The 20,664-nt window shown below is 52.8% G+C and carries 17 protein-coding genes and 5 pseudogenes; 9 read left to right on the top strand and 13 right to left on the bottom strand.

Features of this window, described 5'->3' with window-relative positions; all coding sequences use genetic code 11:
• Positions 1-21: 21 nt before the first annotated feature.
• Both C813_RS33890 and C813_RS33885 read right to left on the bottom strand, forming a co-directional pair.
• Positions 22-210: a YdiH family protein gene (locus C813_RS33890; protein ID WP_025263605.1), complete on the bottom strand. Its 189-nt coding sequence runs from the start codon at positions 208-210 to the stop codon at positions 22-24.
• A gap of 406 nt (positions 211-616) precedes the next feature.
• Entirely contained in the window at positions 617-2,233 is a 1,617-nt protein-coding gene (locus C813_RS33885; protein WP_017457218.1) for a peptide ABC transporter substrate-binding protein, read from the bottom strand.
• A 189-nt stretch (positions 2,234-2,422) separates the two neighbouring features.
• Here C813_RS33885 and mpaA point away from each other — a divergent pair, with 189 nt between their 5' ends.
• A complete protein-coding gene (mpaA, locus tag C813_RS33880; RefSeq protein WP_017457217.1) occupies positions 2,423-3,136 on the top strand; it encodes a murein tripeptide amidase MpaA in 714 nt (237 codons plus the stop codon).
• On the opposite strand, the gene ycjG is transcribed toward mpaA, so the two are convergent.
• A complete protein-coding gene (ycjG, locus tag C813_RS33875; RefSeq protein WP_017457216.1) occupies positions 3,127-4,092 on the bottom strand; it encodes an L-Ala-D/L-Glu epimerase in 966 nt (321 codons plus the stop codon). The two genes, mpaA and ycjG, sit on opposite strands and share 10 nt — an antisense overlap.
• 117 nt (positions 4,093-4,209) lie before the next feature.
• Between ycjG and tpx the strand changes: the two genes are divergently transcribed.
• Positions 4,210-4,716, top strand: coding sequence for a thiol peroxidase (gene tpx, locus C813_RS33870; RefSeq protein ID WP_017457215.1), 507 nt, complete (start codon positions 4,210-4,212; stop codon positions 4,714-4,716).
• A 49-nt stretch (positions 4,717-4,765) separates the two neighbouring features.
• On the opposite strand, the pseudogene tyrR reads toward tpx, so the two are convergent.
• The 7 genes and pseudogenes from tyrR to pspA form a co-directional block, all read right to left on the bottom strand.
• A pseudogene (tyrR, locus tag C813_RS33865) lies at positions 4,766-6,306 on the bottom strand (transcriptional regulator TyrR).
• 143 nt (positions 6,307-6,449) lie between these two features.
• Entirely contained in the window at positions 6,450-7,499 is a 1,050-nt protein-coding gene (locus tag C813_RS33855; protein ID WP_017457213.1) for a YcjF family protein, read from the bottom strand.
• On the bottom strand, positions 7,496-8,893 hold the full coding sequence (locus C813_RS33850; RefSeq protein WP_025263602.1) for a YcjX family GTP-binding protein: 1,398 nt from the start codon (positions 8,891-8,893) through the stop codon (positions 7,496-7,498). Before C813_RS33850 ends, C813_RS33855 begins: the two co-directional genes overlap by 4 nt.
• Before the next feature lie 39 nt (positions 8,894-8,932).
• Positions 8,933-9,169, bottom strand: a complete 237-nt coding sequence (gene pspD, locus C813_RS33845) for a phage shock protein PspD (protein WP_017457211.1) — start codon at positions 9,167-9,169, stop codon at positions 8,933-8,935.
• Between the two features lie 9 nt (positions 9,170-9,178).
• Complete coding sequence (gene pspC / locus C813_RS33840; RefSeq protein WP_016495896.1) at positions 9,179-9,538, bottom strand: envelope stress response membrane protein PspC; 360 nt, start codon at positions 9,536-9,538, stop codon at positions 9,179-9,181.
• On the bottom strand, positions 9,538-9,762 hold the full coding sequence (gene pspB / locus C813_RS33835; protein WP_016495895.1) for an envelope stress response membrane protein PspB: 225 nt from the start codon (positions 9,760-9,762) through the stop codon (positions 9,538-9,540). The genes pspC and pspB overlap by 1 nt, the downstream gene beginning before the upstream one ends.
• A gap of 53 nt (positions 9,763-9,815) precedes the next feature.
• Positions 9,816-10,484, bottom strand: a complete 669-nt coding sequence (gene pspA, locus C813_RS33830; RefSeq protein ID WP_017457210.1) for a phage shock protein PspA — start codon at positions 10,482-10,484, stop codon at positions 9,816-9,818.
• Positions 10,485-10,636: 152 nt separating this feature from the next.
• Between pspA and pspF the strand changes: the two genes are divergently transcribed.
• The 3 genes from pspF to sapB all read left to right on the top strand — a co-directional run bounded on the left by pspF (position 10,637) and on the right by sapB (position 14,333).
• On the top strand, positions 10,637-11,632 hold the full coding sequence (pspF, locus tag C813_RS33825) for a phage shock protein operon transcriptional activator (RefSeq protein ID WP_025263601.1): 996 nt from the start codon (positions 10,637-10,639) through the stop codon (positions 11,630-11,632).
• Positions 11,633-11,730: 98 nt separating this feature from the next.
• Positions 11,731-13,371 (top strand): ABC transporter substrate-binding protein SapA, encoded by a 1,641-nt coding sequence (gene sapA / locus C813_RS33820; protein ID WP_025263600.1) that lies wholly within the window; start codon positions 11,731-11,733, stop codon positions 13,369-13,371.
• Positions 13,368-14,333 carry a putrescine export ABC transporter permease SapB gene (gene sapB / locus C813_RS33815; RefSeq protein ID WP_016495891.1) on the top strand — a complete coding sequence of 322 codons (966 nt, stop codon included), beginning with the start codon at positions 13,368-13,370 and terminating at the stop codon, positions 14,331-14,333. The genes sapA and sapB overlap by 4 nt, the downstream gene beginning before the upstream one ends.
• 175 nt (positions 14,334-14,508) lie before the next feature.
• Here sapB and C813_RS33810 read toward each other — a convergent pair.
• Positions 14,509-14,739: pseudogene (locus C813_RS33810) on the bottom strand (tail fiber assembly protein); the annotation flags it as partial.
• Positions 14,740-14,838: 99 nt separating this feature from the next.
• Here C813_RS33810 and C813_RS33800 point away from each other — a divergent pair.
• A pseudogene (locus tag C813_RS33800) lies at positions 14,839-15,914 on the top strand (IS3 family transposase); the annotation flags it as partial.
• Between the two features lie 212 nt (positions 15,915-16,126).
• Positions 16,127-17,908 carry an LTA synthase family protein gene (locus C813_RS33795; protein ID WP_017457205.1) on the top strand — a complete coding sequence of 594 codons (1,782 nt, stop codon included), beginning with the start codon at positions 16,127-16,129 and terminating at the stop codon, positions 17,906-17,908.
• Positions 17,909-18,050: 142 nt separating this feature from the next.
• Here the strand turns inward: C813_RS33795 and C813_RS46965 are convergent.
• Both C813_RS46965 and C813_RS47660 read right to left on the bottom strand, forming a co-directional pair.
• Positions 18,051-18,246: pseudogene (locus tag C813_RS46965) on the bottom strand (DNA cytosine methyltransferase); the annotation flags it as partial.
• Between the two features lie 57 nt (positions 18,247-18,303).
• Positions 18,304-18,608, bottom strand: a pseudogene (locus C813_RS47660) (Arm DNA-binding domain-containing protein); the annotation flags it as partial.
• Between the two features lie 173 nt (positions 18,609-18,781).
• Between C813_RS47660 and sapC the strand changes: the two are divergent.
• Positions 18,782-19,672, top strand: a complete 891-nt coding sequence (gene sapC / locus C813_RS33790; protein WP_025263598.1) for a putrescine export ABC transporter permease SapC — start codon at positions 18,782-18,784, stop codon at positions 19,670-19,672.
• A complete protein-coding gene (gene sapD, locus C813_RS33785; protein ID WP_017457203.1) occupies positions 19,672-20,664 on the top strand; it encodes a putrescine export ABC transporter ATP-binding protein SapD in 993 nt (330 codons plus the stop codon). The genes sapC and sapD overlap by 1 nt, the downstream gene beginning before the upstream one ends.

The following is a 20,664-nucleotide window of genomic DNA, read 5'->3' as shown; positions in this document are numbered from 1 at the left end:
CATTGCAGTGATGTTGCTGAGTTAGTGGATACCCAGACGCCAGGCAAAATCAATCTCTTCTTTCAGCTCGCTGTGCGACAGCGTTAGCAAATCCGCAAACTCCAGGCGCAATTGTTTGAGTTTTTTTAAGTATTCCGCCGGTGTCAGCGTGCTTTTGTCGCGACGCAGATATTCAATTGCCAGTTGGGTTGGGTCTAATTCAGTCTCCATAGCATCCTCTTTCGTGGTGAAAACCTGACCACTATAGCACACTACGCTGTCTGTTTTTTGACCAAAATCGTATAAAGGCGGCATTTCGCGAGAGGAAGAGAATTTTAAGCAACCCTCATTTTAAAAGGGAGGCGCACTTGAACGATAAGATTATCTTCCTCAATAACGAAAGGTGGAGTAAACGACTGAAGTATTCTGCTCACGTTGCTTCGCGCATTTTCGTCTGCTCAACAAAACGGGCTTTTTATTGAAAAGTCAGGGAAAAGAGTAAAAATACGTCTCCTTATTTCCTCCATTGTCCCTTCACATTCCCTAAGTAAAATTTTCACCACTCCTGCTTAGACAGGAACCATTCCGTAATCAATGAGTTTCCCCTTACTTCCCGTGACGTAAGGGGATTTTTTTATCAGTGCTTCAAAATATAAAGCGTGCGGCTATACGCCACATCTTCGGGGTTATTGATCGGATAACCTTTCAGCCACGGTTTTATCAAACGCCCGTTGGTGTACTGGTAAATCGGTGCGATTGGCGCTTTTTCCGCCAGAATATGCTCGGCCTCGTTATAGTCAGCGTTTCGCGCTTTGGCGTTAGTTTCCAGCGCCGCCTGCGCCAGCACTTTGTCGTACGCCGCATCGTTGAAACGCGCAATGTTGCCGCTGTTTGTCGAGTTCAGCACCGACAGGAAAGTGGAAGGTTCATTATAATCTCCGACCCACGACGCGCGGATCACATCGAAGTTGCCGCTGTTACGGCTGTCGATATAGGTTTTCCACTCCTGATTCTGCAATTTGACGTCCGCGCCAAGGCTCTTTTTCCACATTGACGCCACCGCAATCGCGATTTTCTGATGGTTTTCTGACGAGTTATAAAGCAACGTCAGTTTCAACGGACGTTGCGGGCCGTAGCCTGCCGCCTGCAATAATGTTTTTGCCTGCGCATTCAACTCGGCCTGGCTCATCTGTTCAATGTGCGAGGGCTGTGGCGTAAATCCGGCGGTAACATCCGGCGTGAAGCGCCAGGCCGGTTTTTCACCGGTTCCCAGCACTTTCTGCGCGATCACCCGCCGATCAATCGTCATGCTCAACGCAAGCCGCACACGCGCATCGGCAGTCGGCCCTTTCTGGGTGTTAAACGCGTAATAATAAGTGCCAAGCTGCGGCGGCGTATAAACCTGTCCGGGAATATCTTTGAGCAACTTCTGATAGAGGTTTTTCGGGAAAGATTCCGTAATGTCGATACCGTTCGCCAGGTAACGTTTGGTGGCCGCAGACTCCTGATTGATCGGAACAAACGTGACCTGCTGGATAACCGTTTTCGCATCATCCCAATAGTGCTTATTGCGTTCGAGCACCAGCTTTTCATTCACCACGCGATCGGCAAGCACATATGCGCCATTGCCCACCAGGTTGCCAGGGCGCGTCCACTCCGCACCGCTTTGCACATTGGCTTTTTGCACCGGGTAAAAGGCAAAGCTGGCGGCTAAACTTGGGAACCATGGCAATGGCCGCTCCAGTTGTACCCGCAACGTGCGCGCATCAACGGCGCTAACGCCAAGTTTATCCACCGCCTCTTTACCTTCAGTAATGCTCTTCGCATTTGCAATGCCCGCAAGCGCAGCAAAACTGGCGAAGGGGGAAGTGGTTTTCGGATCAACCAGCCGCTGCCAGCTGTAGACAAAATCCTCTGCCGTCACCGGTGAACCATCTGACCAGCGCGCGTCATCCCGCAACGTAAATACCCAGGTGCGGTTATCGCTGCTTTGCCATTTACTGGCAACGCCCGGAACGATTTCGCCCTTCTCGTTCTGATTCACCAGCCCTTCAAAAAGATCGCGGATGACCTGGATTTCCGGCAAACCAACGGCTTTCGCCGGATCTAACGTGGCGGGTTCATCTTTAATATGGCGAACGACTTCCTGTTTCTCGGCGAGTTGGGTACCAGGCGGCACATCGGCAGCCAGTGCACTTGCAGAAAAACCGCACAGCCAGAGCGCGCAGCTCAGCGTTGAAACTCGATGCTTCATGGGATCCCCTCATTGGTATGACTTCCCGGCAAAAGATGAGGTAATTATTTGTTTTAACTTGGGAGAATGCAAACAGAGGACAGCGGAAAATTGAGGCTGGACGCCAAATAAACCCTCATGGCATGATTTGCGTCGCATCGCTTTATGCTCAACACTTGCTGTAAGTAAACGACAATAAAAAGGAAGCCTATGCCAGCCACACGCCCGCGAGCTCAACGAGGCGCATTTGCCCCCGGCAGTGAAGAGTTTGGTCGCTCGCTGTTAGGCGCGCCGCTAATCTGGTTTCCCGCGCCAATTGCCACGCGTGAAAGTGGGCTCATCATCGCAGGAACGCACGGCGACGAAAACTCCTCCGTGGTGACGCTCTCCTGCGCGTTGCGCACACTTAATACCGATTTACGTCACCATCACGTAGTGCTGGCAGTTAACCCGGATGGCTGCCAGCTTGGGCTGCGCGCAAATGCGAACGGCGTTGATCTCAATCGTAATTTCCCCGCCGCCAACTGGAAAGCCGGTGAAACGGTGTATCGCTGGAACAGTGCGGCTGAGGCTCGTGATGTCGTGCTGCTGACCGGTGACGCACCTGGTTCAGAACCGGAAACGCAGGCGCTCTGCCAGCTTATCCATCGAATTCATCCGGCGTGGGTCGTAACATTCCACGATCCGCTGGCCTGTGTGGAAGATCCACGCAAAAGCGCGCTGGGGAAATGGCTGGCGGATGGATTTTCCCTGCCGCTGGTCACCAGCGTTGGTTACGAAACGCCGGGCTCGTTTGGCAGCTGGTGTGCAGATATCAATTTGCACTGTATTACCGTTGAATTCCCGCCGATCTCCTCTGATGAAGCCAGCGAGAAATACCTTGCGGCAATGACATCGCTCCTGCACTGGGATCCTCAAAGATGAAGCTTACCGGTGCTAAAATTCAGCGCCGGTTCAACATCCACCGCCAGCCAGGTCGGGCCATCAAGATCGGCAAAACGCACCTTGCTGGCAAGCGGCAGCGCCGCCGCGATGGCGCGCGACGTACAGATCATACAGCCAAGCATCAGCGTAAATCCTTGTTGAGACGCCTCATGTGCCAGCGCCAACGCTTCGGTTAATCCGCCGGTTTTATCCAGCTTGATATTCACCATTTCATAGCGCCCATGCAGATGAGCCAGACTTTCGCGGGTGTGGCAACTTTCATCCGCGCAAATCGGCAAGGGATGAATAAAATTTGCCAGCGCATCGTCCTCGTCGGCTGGCAGCGGCTGTTCCAGCATGGCAACACCGAGATCCGCCAGTAACTGGCATCGTGCGGCAAGCCCTTCACTGTGCCAGGCCTCATTGGCATCCACAATTAATGTCGCTTCGGGCGCGGCAGCGCGAATTGCCACCAGCCTTTCACTGATCAAATGGTCATCCAGCTTAATTTTCAGCAGTTGTGCGCCCTTTTCACTGAGCGCGGCGGCGCTGGCCGCCATCTGTTCAGGTGTACCAATCACCACCGTTTGTGCGGTAACAATGGTTTGCGGCAAACTGACGCCTGCGGATTGAGCCAGCGTGATAGCCGCTTTGCGCGCTTGCAGATCCCACAAGGCGCAGTCAACCGCGTTTCGCGCAGCGCCTGGCGGCAGGAGGGTTTGCAACTCTTCACGCGTCAGGCGGTTTTCCAGTTGCGGCACAATCGTCATAATTTGCGCCACGACAGAGGCCTCACTTTCACCATAACGCGGGTACGGCGTACATTCACCGGCGGCTTTTACACCATCCTCTTCCAGCTCGACCACCACCACGCGCGCTTCGTTGCGCGCGCCGCGCGAAATCACAAATGGCGTATGCAGCGGCCAGGTTTCCTCATACACTTTGACGGTTCTCATTCCTCACTCCTCTGCCGCAGGTCTAAACCAGTATAGATATGAAAATTGGTTTGCCGTGCTCTTCGCGGATGGCATAAACTAGCGCCGACGTTAACTATATGTAAACAGGAAGATATTATGTCACAACTCGTTCATTTTCAGGGCAACCCGGTTCCCGTTGCAGGCGCTATCCCGCAGGCTGGCGCAAAAGCTAAGCCGTTTACGCTCGTGGCTAAGGATCTGTCTGACGTCGCACTGAGCCAGTTCGCTGGCAAACGTAAAGTGCTGAACATTTTCCCAAGTATCGATACCGGCGTTTGCGCGGCTTCTGTGCGTAAATTTAACCAGTTAGCAACTGAGATGAACAACACCGTGGTGCTGTGCATTTCTGCTGACCTGCCGTTTGCCCAATCCCGTTTTTGCGGTGCTGAAGGTCTGAGCAATGTCATTACCCTTTCGACGCTGCGCAGTGCTGACTTCCTCGAAAATTACGGTGTTGGCATCTCTGATGGCGCGCTGAAAGGCCTTGCAGCGCGTGCTGTGGTGGTTATTGATGAAAACGACACCGTTGTTTTCAGCCAACTGGTGAATGAGATCACCAACGAGCCGGATTACACCGCCGCGCTGGACGTGCTGAAAGGTTAATTAACCTTCCGCCCACAAAAAAGCCTCCGCAATGGAGGCTTTTTCTTTTCTACTCGTCGCCCTTCTTCTGGCTCAAGCCATATTCCCGCAGTTTATTGGCAATCGCGGTATGCGAAACGCCGAGCCGCTTCGCCAGTTTGCGCGTGCTGGGATAGTTACGATAAAGCTGGATCAGCACCGAGCGCTCAAAACGGCTGGTGATCTCATCCAGCGAGCCCTCCATGGCATCTTCGCCCACCGGCACGGTAGCGGCGTCATAATCCGGCAGTTGAATATCCTGGGCGCGCAGCTCGTAGCCTTCCAGCTGCGTTAACGCCCGGTAAATGGCATTTTTCAACTGGCGCACATTACCCGGCCAGCCATAGCGGTTGAGCAATTGATGCACATCCTGCGACAATTTTGGTCGTGGAACGCCCTGTTCGTCGGCAAAACGGGCCACAAAAAGCTCAGTCAGCGGCATGATATCCTGAGGACGATCGCGCAGCGGCGGTAAGTTCAGCGTCAGCACATTCAGGCGATAGTAGAGATCTTCCCGGAACAGCCCTTTTTGCACCAGCTCAACCAGGTTGCGCTGTGTTGCGCAGATCACCCGCACATCGACATGCACTTCATGGTCTTCGCCGACACGCCGGAAGGTACCGTCGTTAAGAAAACGCAGCAGCTTCACCTGCATACGCGGCGACATTTCGCCAATCTCATCAAGCAACACCGAGCCGCCGTTCGCCTGCTCGAAAAAGCCCTTTTTTCCTTCCGGTGCGTGACCAAACAACTCACTTTCAACGGACTCTTCCGGGATGGACGCGCAATTGAGCGCCAGATAAGGTTTCGCTGCGCGTGGGCTGGCAAGATGGCAGGCATGCGCCAGCAAATCTTTACCGGTGCCGGTATCGCCGGTTATCAGCAGCGGTGCGGTAAGCATCGCCAGTTTCCGCGCCTGTTCCACCACCTGACGCATTTTCTGGCTCACGGCAACAATCTGACTGAACGCGCTCACATCCTGTTGGCTCAGGTTTTGTAACTGGCGCCCCATGCGAATGGTCGAACGCAGCATCACCACCGCACCAGTCAACACCGGTTCGCCGGTTTCACCTTCCAGGTGCACTGGCGTTATCTCCATCAGGAAATTTTGCCCGGCGATAACAACGTGCTCGTTATGCGAATTTTGCGGGTTACCATCAAGCCAGCGCTGGAAATTAAACCCGCAATCAGCTGTACCGCGTTGTGATTGCGGAGTTTATCGGCATCGAGAGCAAAAAGCTGGCAACTGGCCGGGTTCGCCAGTTCCACTTTGCTTTTCATATCCAGCGACAATACCGGTTCTGGCAGCGCTTCAAGTAGCGCGCTCATCGCGCGGTGTTCGCGCTCGGATGGCATCCACAGCACGGTACGAACATCTGTCACGCCGGGGATGCGGCGAATTTCAGCCATCAGGCTACTAAAGGTGTTAAATTCGAGCGCGGCGAAATTCAGGTAGATCCGCCCGACAGGGTCAATTTCTATCCCGCGCAAGTCGATACCGCGCAGCACCAGTAAATCCAGTAATTCGCGAGTCAGACCAAGCCGGTCTTCACAAAAAACTTCAAGACGCATGGGAGTTCGCCCTTATTCATTCACGTAATGAAAGGATGATAAGCCAGTTCGCGGTTGGCAGGAAGATATCTGTCAACAAATATTGACAGTATGCGGAGAAAAGCGGCACTGCAGCGTAAAGGTAAGCGCGCAGCGCCGATTTTTTAGCCGGTGGGTCGTTTCTGTAGCGTCTCTTTTAACTGGCTAATCAACTGGCGACGAAAATCACCAAGGCGCGGTTTATCATCGTCAAACCACGGCAGCGGACGACACAGTTCCATCGCTTTAATACCGAGGCGCGCCGTCAACAACCCGGCGCCAATCCCCTGCGCGGCACGCGCAGAAAGCCGGGCCGCCAAATCCTGCGATACCCAGTCCATGCCAATTTCACGCACCAGTTCACTGGCACCCGCGAAGGCGATATTCAGCAGCACCAGGCGGAACAAACGCAGGCGGCTGTAGTAGCCGAGTTCAATGCCGTACAGCGTGGCGATACGGTTGATGAGTCGCAGATTACGCCAGGCGATAAAAGCCATATCGACCATCGCCAGCGGGCTGACGGCGATCATCAGCGCGGATTCCGCCGCCGAGCGGCTGATTTCACGCCGTGCCTGCGTATCCAGCACGGGCTGAACCAGATGCGCATACAGACTGACAATTTCACGATCGTTGTGCGTTTCGTGGATCGCCGCATACCAGCGCTGTAGCGCCGGATGCGCCTGGTCGATACCTGCCTGTCGTGCCAGCTTTTCGCAAAAAGCCCGCCCTTTTCCGGTCGCGTGGCTGTGCAATAAATCGCGCGCTTCATCACGTTCCTGCGCGCGCTGGCGCAAACGCCAAAGCCGTCGCCATTCGCTGGCGACCGAACCGACACCCGCGCCAACGATCAACGCACCGGCGGCACAGCCGCCCAGGGCAACCCAGTCCTGAGTCTGCCAGGCATTCATTGCCCACTGCACACCTTGCCCGACCACGCTTACGCCAAACAGCGTCAACCCGGCGGTCACCATTTTGCGCCACAGGCTGCGTTTTGGGCGCAGCGCAGCCTCGACTACCGCCTCGGCTTGCCCCTCTTCCGGCAGTTCATCAACCAGGGCGGGAGCAAAGTTTTCCGCTTGCTTATCATTAAAAGTCTGCGCACGTTTAAACTGCGCACTGCTTTCCGCTTCCAGCGGGCCTGCGAAATCGATTCTCGGTTTTAGCGGCTCGGTCATCGCAATTTATCTCCAATCAAAAACTCCAGCGCCGCATCCAGGCGGATATGCGGCAGCGGCGTATCGACATCCATCGCTGGCGGGCGAAACGCCTCAAAATTAAACCCTTGCTTATCCCAGAACGCCTGCCCCGGCAACCGCGCAGGCACTTCACCAGGGTAGACGGTTAGCGGCGCGCCATCGCTCAGACGATGCCCGCGCAGCGCCGGGATCTTTTCGCCATTCACATCAATGATGCCGCTTTGCGTCGCCTGCACAGAAGCCAGCCCCAGACAATCCATACTGATGCCTTCAAACGCCGCGTTTTGCCAGGCGTCCTGAATAAGCTGCTGCAACAACGACACCATATTGGCGTGCTGATCGACGGTAATATGATCGGCTTTGGTGGCGGCAAATAAGAGTTTGTCAATAACCGGTGCAAACAGGCGGCGAAACAGCGTGCGCTGACCGTAGTGAAAACTTTGCATCAGTTGTGTGAGCGCAAGCCGCATATCGTTAAACGCTTGTGGCCCGTTATTCAGCGGTTGCAGGCAATCAACCAGCACAATCTGGCGATCAAACTTGAGGAAATGGTGTTTATAGAAACCTTTGACGACATGCTCGCAATAGTAGTTGTAACGTTCACGCAGCATTCCGGCGTTGGTATGTTTACCGGCCTGCGCCAGTTTCGCTTCTCCGGTGCCGTCAACGTCCGGCCACGGGAAGAATTGCAGCGCCGGCGCGCCTGCCATATCACCAGGCAGAACAAAACGGCCTGGCTGAATAAAGTGCAGACCTTCGCGTTTGCACTGATGTAAATAGTCCGTCCACGCCGTTGCAATTTCTGCCAACCGGTTTTCATCTGCGGGTGCCAGCGGATCAAGCCCCGCGCACAGGGCGCGCCATTGCGCCGACCACGCCTGACGCTGCCCTTGCAACAAGCCGGTCATTTGCCGCGACCAGCTCAGGTAATCCTGTGCCAGCATCGGTAAATCCAGCAGCCATTCGCCGGGATAGTCGACAATTTCAAGGTAAAGCGTGGAGGTTTCTTTGAAATGGCGAAGCAGCGAATCGTTAGAGCGAAAGCGCAGCGCAAGGCGGATTTCACTGACGCCGCGCGTCGGCGTCGGCCAGACCGGCGGCGATCCATACAACTGCGCCAGCCCTTCGTCGTAGGTAAAACGGGGAATACCAAAATCACGCTGCGGCACGCGTTTTACACCAAGCAGTCGCTCTTCACGCACGGCGCTTAGCAGCGGCAGACGTGAACCTGCGTGAATATTCAGTAATTGATTAACCAGTGCGGTAATAAATGCGGTTTTGCCACTGCGGCTCAGGCCGGTCACCGCCAGACGCAAATGCCTGTCCATTCCGCGGTTAACCAGCGCATTCAATTCGTTACGAAATCGATCCATCGCCATTGCGTTTTGCCTTAGAGCTTTAGCCGTAATTCCTTATTTTATCTCGTTTTGCGACATGAAGCGGCGAGAAAATTTATTCGCAGCTCGCTTCAGCAGCGGCTCCAGCGCGAACGCCAGGAGCAGCTTCACCGGGCGTCGGGCGACGGATTTGACCGCCCAGCCCGCAACACCTGCCGGGCCGAAGCGCAGCGCGCTCAGCAACGCCAGCTTACCGACAATCTGTAAACCGGGTTTGACGTTGCGGTGAATCTGTTGCCAGCGTTGATTCATATTTTTCTCCTACAACTGACGGAAACGGCTGCGCAGCGAAAACGTATCTGAAGTGACATAACGTTCCATCTGGCGCAAACGGGTTTCTCCCGCAGCGAGCTGGGCGTCTACCGCGTCCAGCAATTCGCTGCTGCTCGGTACATTTTCGCTCTCGGCATAATTGTCCGGCAGCGGATCCAGCACAAAAAACAGTACGATGTACGCTGCCACGACAAAGAAAAACAGCCCGAAAAACATCGCCAGAATGGCAAGAATACGCACGACTTTGACGCGAATATCCAGATACTGCGCGATGCCCGCACAAACACCACCGATTTTTCCGCGCTGCGGGATGCGCCATAATTTTTTGTTAAGATCGAGGGTTGCCATTAGCGGTCTCTCCAGTTCGGGTGCTCAGCATCAAGAATATCTTCCAGCGCCTGAATACGTTCGCGCATCCTCGTGGCCTCTTCGGAAAGCTGGAGTAAGCGTTGCTGCTCGTTCTGGTTAAGTTCGCCGCGCGAAGTGCGATTGTTGTAATGCAGCCATAACCAGACCGGCAACACAAACAGGATGAAAAGTGTCAGGGGTATAGCCAGAAACAGCGTGCTCATGTGTACTCCTTACAGCGGATGAGGAGCGGCATCTTCTGATGCCGCCGTTATTATTATTCGTTGTCTTGTTTCATTTTTGCTTTCAACTGCGCCAGTTGCTCGCTGATTTCGTCATCGGCACGCAGTTCTGCAAATTGCTGATCCAGCGATTTTTGCTTACCAAAACCGTGGCTTTCCGCTTCAGCTTCCATCTGGTCGATACGACGTTCGAACGATTCAAAGCGCGCCATCGCTTCATCCAGTTTGCCGCTGTCGAGCTGACGACGGACATCGCGCGATGAGTTGGCCGCCTGATGGCGTAACGTTAATGCCTGCTGGCGGGCCCGGGTTTCGCTGAGTTTATTTTCCAGCTCGCCGATCTCTTTTTTCATCCGCGTCAGGCTTTCATCCACCAGCGTCACTTCCTGCTCAAGCGTTTCAATCAGCGCGGTGAGTTTTTGCTTTTCAATCAGCGCCGCACGAGCCAGATCGTCTTTATCTTTGCGCAGCGCCAGCTCGGCTTTCTCCTGCCACTCGGCCTGCTGCGCGCTCGCTTGTTCAATGCGACGCGTCAGCTGTTTTTTCTCCGCCAGCGCACGCGCTGAAGTTGAACGAACTTCCACCAGCGTATCTTCCATCTCCTGGATCATCAGGCGCACCAGCTTTTGCGGATCTTCAGCTTTTTCCAGCAGTGAATTGATGTTGGCGTTCACGATGTCGGCAAAACGAGAAAAAATACCCATAATCTGTTCCTCTTGATTTCTGTAATCGGGCTCAGCCCTGCTGCTGGACTATTACAAACTCCATGCCAAGTTTTTATCCCTTTGAATATAAAGCAGATGAATAGTTTTACCGCAACGATAACTTAGGCTAGAGTAGTTAATATCACTAACTAGTGGCGAATTTCATCATGTCGGAACAAAAGGATAACTTGCTCGGCGAGGCCAACAGCTTTATTGAGGTGCTGGAACAGGTTTCGCGCCTCGCGCCGATCGATAAGCCGGTGCTGATCATCGGCGAGCGCGGTACCGGTAAAGAGCTGATTGCAAACCGTTTGCACTTTCTCTCTTCACGCTGGCAAGGACCGTTCATTTCGCTCAATTGCGCAGCGCTGAATGAAAACCTGCTGGATAGCGAACTTTTCGGCCATGAAGCGGGCGCGTTTACTGGCGCACAAAAACGCCATCCCGGCCGGTTTGAACGTGCCGATGGCGGGACGCTGTTTCTTGATGAACTGGCCACAGCGCCAATGCTGGTGCAGGAAAAGTTGCTGCGAGTGATTGAATATGGCGAGCTGGAGCGCGTCGGCGGAAGCCAGCCGCTACAGGTCAATGTGCGGCTGGTTTGCGCCACTAACGCCGATCTGCCGCAAATGGTACAGGACGGTACATTTCGAGCAGATTTGCTCGACCGGCTGGCCTTTGATGTCGTGCTCCTGCCGCCGCTGCGCCAGCGCCAGAGCGATATCATGCTGATGGCGGATCACTTCGCGATCCAGATGTGTCGGGAACTGAAATTGCCGCTCTTCCCTGGCTTTACCGATCACGCGCGCGACGTGCTAATGGGCTATTCATGGCCGGGCAATATCCGCGAACTTAAAAACGTGGTGGAGCGCTCGGTTTACCGCCATGGCAGCATCGATACGCCACTTGATGACATCATCCTTGATCCTTTCAATCGTGATATCACTCCCCAACAACAAACCGGACAGGAAGCAGTTGACTTGCCAGCGTTGCCGCTGGATTTACGCAAATTCCAGTTCGATCAAGAAAAAGCACTTCTGCAAACCAGCCTGCAACAGGCGAAATTTAACCAGAAACGCGCGGCAGAGTTACTCGGGCTCACTTACCACCAACTGCGCGCGCTGCTTAAAAAGCACCAAATCAGCTGAAATCGCTGACAATAACAGCAGTCGTAAGCAGACATTTGTACGAAGCCATGGCAAGTGCGATACACTTTGCACATGAATTTAAAATCGTTGAAAAAATCATGCGTCTGGTTTTCTCTTCCCTGCTATTGACCGCAAGCCTGGCGGCAGGTTTTGCGCAAGCGGCGACACCGCTTTCTGAGCAAGCGGATATTCGCGACAGCGGCTTTGTCTATTGTGTCAATGGCCAGGTCGATACTTTTAACCCGCAAAAAGTCAGCAGCGGCCTGATTGTCGATACGCTGGCAGCGCAGCTTTATGATCGCCTGCTGGATGTCGATCCTTATACTTACCGACTGGTTCCGGAGCTGGCGGAAAGCTGGGAAGTGCTCGATAACGGTGCGACCTACCGCTTTCGCCTGCGCGACGGTGTGGCTTTCCAAAAGACAGCCTGGTTTACGCCGCACCGCGCGCTGAACGCCGATGATGTGGTCTTCACCTTCCAGCGCATCTTCTCGCGCAATCATCCATGGCATAACGTCAACGGCGGTAACTTTCCCTATTTCGACAGCTTGCAGTTTGCCGATTCTGTCGACAGCGTGCGTAAGCTGGATAACCGCACGGTTGAATTCCGCCTGAAAAAACCGGATGCCTCTTTTTTATGGCATCTGGCGACACACTATGCTTCGGTGATGTCGGCGGAATACGCCGCCCAGTTAGAGAAAAGCGATCGCCAGGAGTTGCTTGACCGACAACCGGTCGGCACCGGGCCTTATCAACTGGATGAATACCGTGCCGGGCAATATATTCGGTTACAACGTCACGAAAAGTTCTGGCGTGGTAACCCATTGATGCAACAAGTGGTGGTCGATCTTGGTTCCGGCGGCACCGGGCGCTTGTCGAAGTTGTTAACCGGTGAGTGCGATGTACTCGCCTGGCCTGCCGCCAGTCAGTTGACGATTTTGCGTGATGACCCGCGTTTGCGGCTCACGTTGCGCCCGGGCATGAACATTGCCTATCTGGCGTTTAATACCAACAAACCACCATTGAATAACCCGGAAGTGCGCCATGCACTGGCGCTGGCCATTAATAATCAGCGTCTGATGCAGTCGATTTACTACGGAACCGCTGAAACCGCCGCCTCGATACTGCCGCGTGCCTCCTGGGCTTATGACAACGAAGCGAAGATCACCGAGTATGATCCGGCGCAGGCCCGCGAACGCCTGAAAGCGCTGGGGCTGGAAAATTTGACGCTGCAATTATGGGTACCGACCAGTTCACAGGCGTGGAACCCAAGCCCGTTGAAAACCGCTGAGCTGATCCAGGCCGATATGGCGCAGGTTGGCGTTAAAGTGGTGATCGTCCCGGTCGAAGGCCGTTTCCAGGAAGCGCGACTGATGGATATGAATCATGATTTAACTCTTGCCGGCTGGGCAACGGACAGTAACGATCCGGACAGTTTTTTCCGCCCGATGCTCAGTTGCGCGGCAATTAACTCACAGACCAATTTCGCCCACTGGTGCAACCGCGAGTTCGACGAGGTGTTACAAAAAGCGCTGGCTTCACAGCAACTTGCCGCCCGTATTGATGATTATGACGAGGCTCAGCAAATACTGGCGCGTGAATTACCGGTGCTGCCGCTGGCGTCTTCCCTGCGTTTGCAGGCGTATCGCTATGACATTAAAGGCCTGGTGCTGAGCCCGTTTGGTAGTGCCTCTTTTGCTGGTGTTTCGCGGGAAAAACAAGAGGTTTCGCCACCATGATTATCTTTACCCTGCGCCGCCTGTTATTGCTGCTGGTCACGCTTTTTTTACTGACATTCGTCGGCTTTAGCCTGAGCTATTTTACGCCCCACGCCCCGCTTCAGGGCGCGTCGCTGTGGAATGCCTGGGTGTTCTGGTTTAACGGTTTGCTGCACTGGGATTTTGGTGTTTCCAGTATTAACGGTCAGTTGATTTCAGAACAGCTTAAAGAGGTGTTTCCAGCCACCATGGAGCTGTGCCTGCTGGCGTTTGGCTCCGCATTATTGGTAGGCATTCCGGTCGGGATGCTGGCCGGTGTGATGCGCGGCAAGTGGCAGGATAAAATGATCAGCGCCTTTGCGCTGCTGGGCTTCTCCATCCCGGTGTTCTGGCTGGCGCTGCTCTTAACCCTGTTTTTCTCGCTGAATTTAGGCTGGCTACCGGTGTCGGGTCGTTTTGACCTGCTATACGAAGTCAAAACCGTGACCGGTTTTTCGCTGATTGATGCCTGGCTCTCCGATTCGCCGTGGCGCGAAGAGATGATTATCAGCGCGTTACGTCATGTGGTGTTGCCGGTATTAACGCTGGCGGTGGCACCGACCACCGAAGTTATTCGCCTGATGCGCATCAGCACCATCGACGTGTTTGATAAAAACTACATCAAAGCGGCAGCGACGCGCGGTCTTTCGCGGCTAACGATTCTGCGCCGCCATGTTTTGCACAACGCCCTGCCGCCGGTGATCCCGCGCCTCGGCCTGCAATTTTCGACCATGCTGACGCTGGCGATGATCACCGAAATGGTGTTTAGCTGGCCAGGGCTAGGACGCTGGTTGATTAATGCGATTCGCCAGCAGGACTACGCGGCGATTTCCGCAGGCGTCATGGTGGTAGGCTCACTGGTGATTATTGTGAACGTGCTGTCCGATATCCTCGGTGCACTGGCTAATCCGTTGAAACATAAGGAATGGTATGCCTTACGATAGCATCTCTAAATCATGCAATTAAATCATTAAATATCAACCAGATAATAAATATTTATTCTGGTTTTTATTGGTTTTAGTACGCACCGATATACACATTTTTTTCGTAAGCTCCGGCAGTTTGTGTTTTGACAATGGCTGTCGGAGCTACCAACTACCCCTCACATCCCTGCTCCAGCTATTCTCTTATAGTTCCTATGCAGGAAATATCCGGCGTTGTCGGCATATCGACGGCCTCCAGTTCGTCCAGATAATCAAGCCACAGATTGTCCTGAACCCGCTCATCTCCCTTTAGACGCCCAATCACTGCTTTCCCTGGCCACTGTTTACTGTTCATGTAGGCATTAGCTTGGTCGATTCGGTTCTGCTTTTCAACATTTGCGGCCGCCAGTAATTCTTCATGGGTTGGCAGTGAGAATGTCTCCCCAGTGACCCTGACCCGAAATCCTGTGCCATTCAGAAACAGAATGCCGGCATGATCTACACTCCCTGAACGGAGGTGGTGCCGATGAAAAAATCACGATTCACCGAAGAGCAGATTGTCTTTGCCCTGAAGCAGGCCGAACTGGGGACATCCGTGCCGGAGGTCTGCCGCAAGCTGGGCATTTCCGATGCCACGTTTTATACATGGCGCAAGAAATACGGCGGGATTTCGCCCTCAGAACTGAAGCACATGCGTCAGCTGGAAGAGGAAAACCTGCGGCTGAAGAAACTGGTGGCCGATCTGAGCCTCGACAAGGCCATGCTGCAGGATGTGCTGGCAAAAAAGACCTGACGCTGGCACGGCTGCGTGAATGGGGCCGGGAGCTGCAGGCGCGTTACGGGGCCAGCGAACGGCAGGTCTGTTTTGCGCTGCAGGTCAGCCGCAGTTCGTTCCGTTACCGCTCTGTGGCGGCCGATGACAGTGCGCTGCGCCTGCGTATCCGCGAGATCACGGAAACCCGCGTGCATTACGGTTACCGGCGGGTTCACATCCTGCTCAGGCGGGAGGGCTGGCGGGATAACCATAAACGCATTTACCGTCTCTACAGCGAGCAGGGCCTGTCCCTGCGTCTCAAACGTCCCCACCGCAATAAATCGGCACAGCGGCGACAGCCACAGCCTCAGGGGCGGTATCCGAACCATGTCTGGGGCATGGACTTTGTCTCCGATGCGCTGTTTGACGGAAGGCGGTTACGCCTGCTGACGATAATTGATTTGTTCACACGTGAATGCCTGGGGATCTGTGTGGGCCAGAATCTGCGCTCAACGGAAGTGGCGGAGATGCTGAACAGTATTGCACTCAGACGCCCCTTACCACAGTTGCTGAAAACCGATAACGGGTCTGAATTTGCAGGAAAGATGCTGGACAAGTGGGTGTATGAACGGGGGATCCGTATCGACTTTTCCCGGCCGGGAACACCGACAGACAATGCCACGGTGGAGTCGTTCAACGGCCAGCTGCGCCAGGAGTGCCTGAACGAGAACGGGTTCATGTCCCTGGAGGATGCGCGGTGCAAAATCGAGGCCTGGCGCATACACTATAACCAGAGGCGTCCCCATTCTGCACTGGGCTGGATGACGCCATCTGAATTCGCTGAGAAGTCTGCAGGTTGCCAGAATATGCAGCCAGACTTAAGCCGGTTATTCCTGATTACGGCTGGATCATATTCGGGGTCAGGGTCACGATGCAGCTTAATGAGCTATACTGATCTTCAACAAATAATCAACAACTATTAATATATCCTATACACTGACAATTGTGATAAAGTGCATCAAGTAAATCCATATGCAAAAAAGTAGGGCAAAAAAAAGTAATGAGTCTCAATACCTTACAATCAACCGACAATATAAAAACAATGAATAAATACATCAATATTTTACTTGATGCATGTTTTTTATTTATATTTTCTTTACTATTAAACACAACGCTAATTAAACCCGAACTCGGGCTATCACATTTTTCCACGCGACATGAATTAATTCGCTTTGGTTGGTTGGCAAGTCCAGTATTATTTATATATATCACACTTCGCTTACTCAGAAGTTCTGCGATTTTTTCCGGTTATCTAACCATCAGTATAATACTTCTGCTGGATCACATTAATACAGAAAAAACGACACTTACGGGCGAGCCAATTTCATTTAACGACCTCGCCTCAGTAAATAATTTAAGCGTTGCTACTAAATACATAACGTCAAACAGCACTCTATTGTTTTTATCCTTTATCATTCTCGGCATCTTATGTTTTTTTATTGGTAAAAAATCCTCCACAACAAAAAAACACTATGCACTATTGATTGTTTCTTTTTTAATAACAACCCCACTAACTTTCTCCCCTTACGTTAATAATATTTTTGGCGACACAAGTTACATCACTCAAAAAGTTAACTTACTGTTTGTGAAGTATAATATTGCTTATCATCAATGGGACTGGAAATCTAACGTCATCACTCACGGTTTACCTATACACCTCGTGCAGACCAGTGTGCGGGAATCGATACCGTCTTTTTCGGAAAATAATCGAGAAACATATTCAACTTATAAAGCGAATGCAATTTCAGCCTTACATAGACCGAGGACTATTGTTTATATCCTGTGCGAGTCATGCTGGTACGACAGCAACAATTTCAAAACCGAATTTCAGCCACTAATCAATGCCGGATTCAAGGCCTTCCGCGCTACTTCACCGGTTTATGGCGGCGGCACTGCTAACGCTGAATTTGAAATGCTGACCGGCCTGCCAAGCAATTCAGGCGTACTCTCTGGTATTATCTATCAGGAATATTCCAGTCTGCTTAAGAACAATGCAGACACTCTACCAAGTAACCTGCAACACCAAGGGGCTCGATCAGTAGCAGTCCATAACTTTGCACGTGCTTTTTGGCACAGGGATATAGTGTATCAGAAATTTGGCTTTGATAAATTTATAGCGCTCCCTGATATGGGTGAACTTCCATCTGAATATGCAGTGCAAAGAAAGCCATGGCAATGGCAACCTGACGATTTTTTACTTTACCGTTCTGTATTGAACGAAATCAGCAACAATAATGACAAACCTCATTTCTTTCATCTTGTTACCATGTCAACCCATGGACCGAGTGACTTCGATAATGATTTTGGCGAGAAAGCCTATGCATTCAAAGTCCGTGAATCGATGTCCCGAATGATTGACTTTACCGAGAAACTGGCAAGTTTAGATCCTAATGCCCTCGTTGTTGTGTATGGTGACCATAAGCCAGCAATGAACCGTTACTTTTACGAAAACAAAGTTTTCCCCGCAAACTATTATATAAAAAAAGGGGTTAAAGATACTGATTTTTTCTTTAATAAAAATGTCACAGCAAAAGAATACGGTGATGTCCCTGTGTTTATTAAAAATAATGATGAGGAAAGTCTCAACAAACTTATTGCCGAAGCGAATGGAAAACCTTTCTTTTGCTTATCCGCCATCATTGATAAATATTTCATTCACTCAGGCTTGCCTGCCTTTAACTATAATATTGAGCATGGGTGCTTAGCACCACAAGACTATAATTACCAGAACATGATAAAAATAACGCCCTCATGGATTTATGCGCTATCGCTATTTTCATAAGGTTACATTGCAAACTTGAGTCTAAATTGATGACCTCGGTCAAGACCGTGCATCAGTTTAGACTGATGCTTACGCTCTGCTGCAGATTTAGCCCTTATGCAGCCTCCCGCTGGCGGCACACCTCCGGCAAGCTTGCGCGCACCAGCACCCAGCGAATGACAATCCACGCCAGACCGCGAATCGCTTTCTCTATTGGCTTTGCGCCTTTTACTCTTGAGAAGTGGCGACAGTCCGGAGAGAACCAGGCCAGACCGACGCGGCGGCCGACGGTCGCAATTTTTGGTCGAACGGCGTAGACGGACTCGCAGTAGTGCAAACGGGTGGTTTGTCGTGTGCATCGCCACAGCATTCGCATCGTGGTTGATGGCAATGTCCACGCTACGGTCGGTAATCAAGGCTTCATTGACAGTGATTGCATCGATTTTTTTCTGCTTTTCCAGCGCGGCCTGCCGTCGGGTGGCAACCCCTTCCGTCAGCCACTATCGGTATTACTGCCTGCGCTCTCTTGCCTGAGATAAGGATACGGTCGGATAATCGCCAATCATCAGCTGCACAGCTTTGCCGTCCCATCTGTAGCGATAAAAGAATGTTATACTGCCGCTCATGGGCAGCCTGACGTTCAGGTCATGAGAGTCTGAAACAATTTCGATTTTGTCTCTTTCCTTGCCAAGAGTTTTCTTAACCGGGTATCAGTAAACATATGTACATTCCGAAGTTCATATACACATAAGTGTACACATTATCTGTAAATTGAGAACCATCGAAGTTACCTGGATTAAACAGTTTAAAGCAGAGATGCGCGGCCAGGCCGCGCAGATAGCGGAAGCCTTAGAAAAACATAAAACATGTTCAACCAACATAAAACGGATTCATATGCCTTACGATAGCGTCTACAGCGAAAAACGCCCGCCTGGCGCGCTGCGAACCGCGTGGCGCAAATTTTATGGCGATACCACCGCGATGATCGGCCTGTATGGCTGCGGCGCGCTACTGCTGCTGTGTATTTTCGGTCACTGGTTTGCCCCCTACGGCATTGACCAGCAATTCCTCGGTTATCAGTTGCTGCCGCCCTCCTGGTCGCGCTATGGCGATGTTTCGTTTTTCCTCGGCACAGATGACTTAGGGCGCGATGTATTAAGCCGTTTGCTGAGTGGCGCAGCGCCAACCGTTGGCGGCGCCTTTGTCGTTACGCTGGCGGCAACGCTTTGCGGGCTGGCGCTTGGCGTTTTCGCTGGTTGCACCCACGGCCTGCGCTCGGCGGTGCTGAACCATATTCTCGACACGCTGCTGTCGCTCCCGACACTGCTGCTGGCGATTATTGTGGTGGCGTTTGCCGGTCCGCATCTCTCCCACGCGATGTTTGCCGTCTGGCTGGCGCTGCTGCCGCGCATGGTGCGTTCGGTTTACAGCATGGTGCATGACGAGCTGGAAAAAGAGTATGTGGTCGCCGCGCGACTCGATGGCGCTTCGACCATGAATATTCTCTGGTTTGCCGTGCTGCCGAACATTACCGCAGGTATGGTGACAGAAATTACCCGCGCGCTGTCGATGGCGATCCTCGATATCGCGGCACTCGGTTTTCTCGACCTGGGCGCGCAACTCCCCTCTCCGGAATGGGGTGCCATGCTCGGTGACGCACTGGAACTGATTTATGTTGCGCCGTGGACGGTAATGCTGCCGGGCGCGGCAATTATGGTGAGCGTGTTGCTGGTTAATATTCTTGGCGACGGTATTCGCCGCGCGATCACGGCGGGGGTCGAATAATGCCGCTTCTTGATATTCGTAATCTGACCATTGAGGTGAAAACCGGTGAAGACTGGGTAAAAGCAGTCGATCGCGTTAGCCTGACGCTGGCAGAAGGTGAAATTCGCGGGCTGGTTGGCGAGTCTGGCTCCGGCAAAAGTCTGATTGCTAAAGCGATCTGCGGCGTTACCAAAGACAACTGGCGCGTCACCGCAGACCGTATGCGCTTTGATGATATCGATCTGCTGCGGCTCTCCGCACGCGAGCGGCGCAAGCTGATGGGCCACAACGTATCAATGATTTTTCAGGAACCGCAATCCTGTCTCGATCCGTCTGAGCGTGTTGGCAAACAACTGATGCAGAACATCCCTGGCTGGACGTGGAAAGGTAGCCTGTGGCAGCGTTTTGGCTGGCGAAAACGCCGTGCGATTGAGCTGCTACACCGTGTTGGCATTAAAGATCATAAAGATGCGATGCGCAGCTTCCCATATGAGCTGACCGAGGGCGAATGCCAGAAAGTGATGATTGCCATCGCGCTGGCCAACCAGCCGCGGTTGCTGATTGCCGATGAGCCGACAAACGCGATGGAACCGACCACCCAGGCGCAAATTTTTCGCCTGCTCGACAGGCTTAATCAGAATAACAACACCACCATTATGTTGATCAGCCATGATTTGCAGATGCTGAGCAAATGGGCCGATCGCATCAATGTGATGTATTGCGGCCAGACCGTAGAGACCGCGCCGAGCGAAGAGTTGATCGCGACGCCCCATCACCCCTATACACAGGCGTTGATTCGCGCGATCCCGGATTTCGGCAGCGCGATGCCGCATAAAAGCCGCCTGAATACGATGCCTGGCGCAATTCCACTGCTGGAGCAGTTGCCGATCGGCTGCCGCCTGGGGCCTCGTTGCCCTTACGCCCAACGTAAATGTGTGGAAACGCCGCGGTTAGCCGGTGCAAGAAATCATCTCTTCGCCTGCCATTTCCCGCTGAATATGGAGAGTGAGTGA

Source organism: Kosakonia sacchari SP1 (assembly GCF_000300455.3).
Lineage (GTDB): Bacteria > Pseudomonadota > Gammaproteobacteria > Enterobacterales > Enterobacteriaceae > Kosakonia > Kosakonia sacchari.
The sequence above is the reverse complement of the archived record's forward strand: the minus strand, read 5'-3'. Positions and strand labels throughout refer to the sequence as shown.

What these genes read in the sequence shown, in the direction of transcription:
- C813_RS33890 (WP_025263605.1), bottom strand. Translation starts at nt 210, where the DNA reads ATGGAGACTGAATTAGACCCAACCCAACTGGCAATTGAATATCTGCGT.
- pspD (WP_017457211.1), bottom strand. Translation starts at nt 9,169, where the DNA reads ATGAATCAACGCTGGCAACAGATTCACCGCAACGTCAAACCCGGTTTA.
- sapD (WP_017457203.1), top strand. Translation starts at nt 19,672, where the DNA reads ATGCCGCTTCTTGATATTCGTAATCTGACCATTGAGGTGAAAACCGGT.
- sapA (WP_025263600.1), top strand. Translation starts at nt 11,731, where the DNA reads ATGCGTCTGGTTTTCTCTTCCCTGCTATTGACCGCAAGCCTGGCGGCA.
- C813_RS33885 (WP_017457218.1), bottom strand. Translation starts at nt 2,233, where the DNA reads ATGAAGCATCGAGTTTCAACGCTGAGCTGCGCGCTCTGGCTGTGCGGT.
- sapC (WP_025263598.1), top strand. Translation starts at nt 18,782, where the DNA reads ATGCCTTACGATAGCGTCTACAGCGAAAAACGCCCGCCTGGCGCGCTG.
- pspC (WP_016495896.1), bottom strand. Translation starts at nt 9,538, where the DNA reads ATGGCAACCCTCGATCTTAACAAAAAATTATGGCGCATCCCGCAGCGC.
- sapB (WP_016495891.1), top strand. Translation starts at nt 13,368, where the DNA reads ATGATTATCTTTACCCTGCGCCGCCTGTTATTGCTGCTGGTCACGCTT.
- pspA (WP_017457210.1), bottom strand. Translation starts at nt 10,484, where the DNA reads ATGGGTATTTTTTCTCGTTTTGCCGACATCGTGAACGCCAACATCAAT.
- C813_RS33795 (WP_017457205.1), top strand. Translation starts at nt 16,127, where the DNA reads ATGAGTCTCAATACCTTACAATCAACCGACAATATAAAAACAATGAAT.
- ycjG (WP_017457216.1), bottom strand. Translation starts at nt 4,092, where the DNA reads ATGAGAACCGTCAAAGTGTATGAGGAAACCTGGCCGCTGCATACGCCA.
- mpaA (WP_017457217.1), top strand. Translation starts at nt 2,423, where the DNA reads ATGCCAGCCACACGCCCGCGAGCTCAACGAGGCGCATTTGCCCCCGGC.
- C813_RS33850 (WP_025263602.1), bottom strand. Translation starts at nt 8,893, where the DNA reads ATGGATCGATTTCGTAACGAATTGAATGCGCTGGTTAACCGCGGAATG.
- tpx (WP_017457215.1), top strand. Translation starts at nt 4,210, where the DNA reads ATGTCACAACTCGTTCATTTTCAGGGCAACCCGGTTCCCGTTGCAGGC.
- C813_RS33855 (WP_017457213.1), bottom strand. Translation starts at nt 7,499, where the DNA reads ATGACCGAGCCGCTAAAACCGAGAATCGATTTCGCAGGCCCGCTGGAA.
- pspB (WP_016495895.1), bottom strand. Translation starts at nt 9,762, where the DNA reads ATGAGCACGCTGTTTCTGGCTATACCCCTGACACTTTTCATCCTGTTT.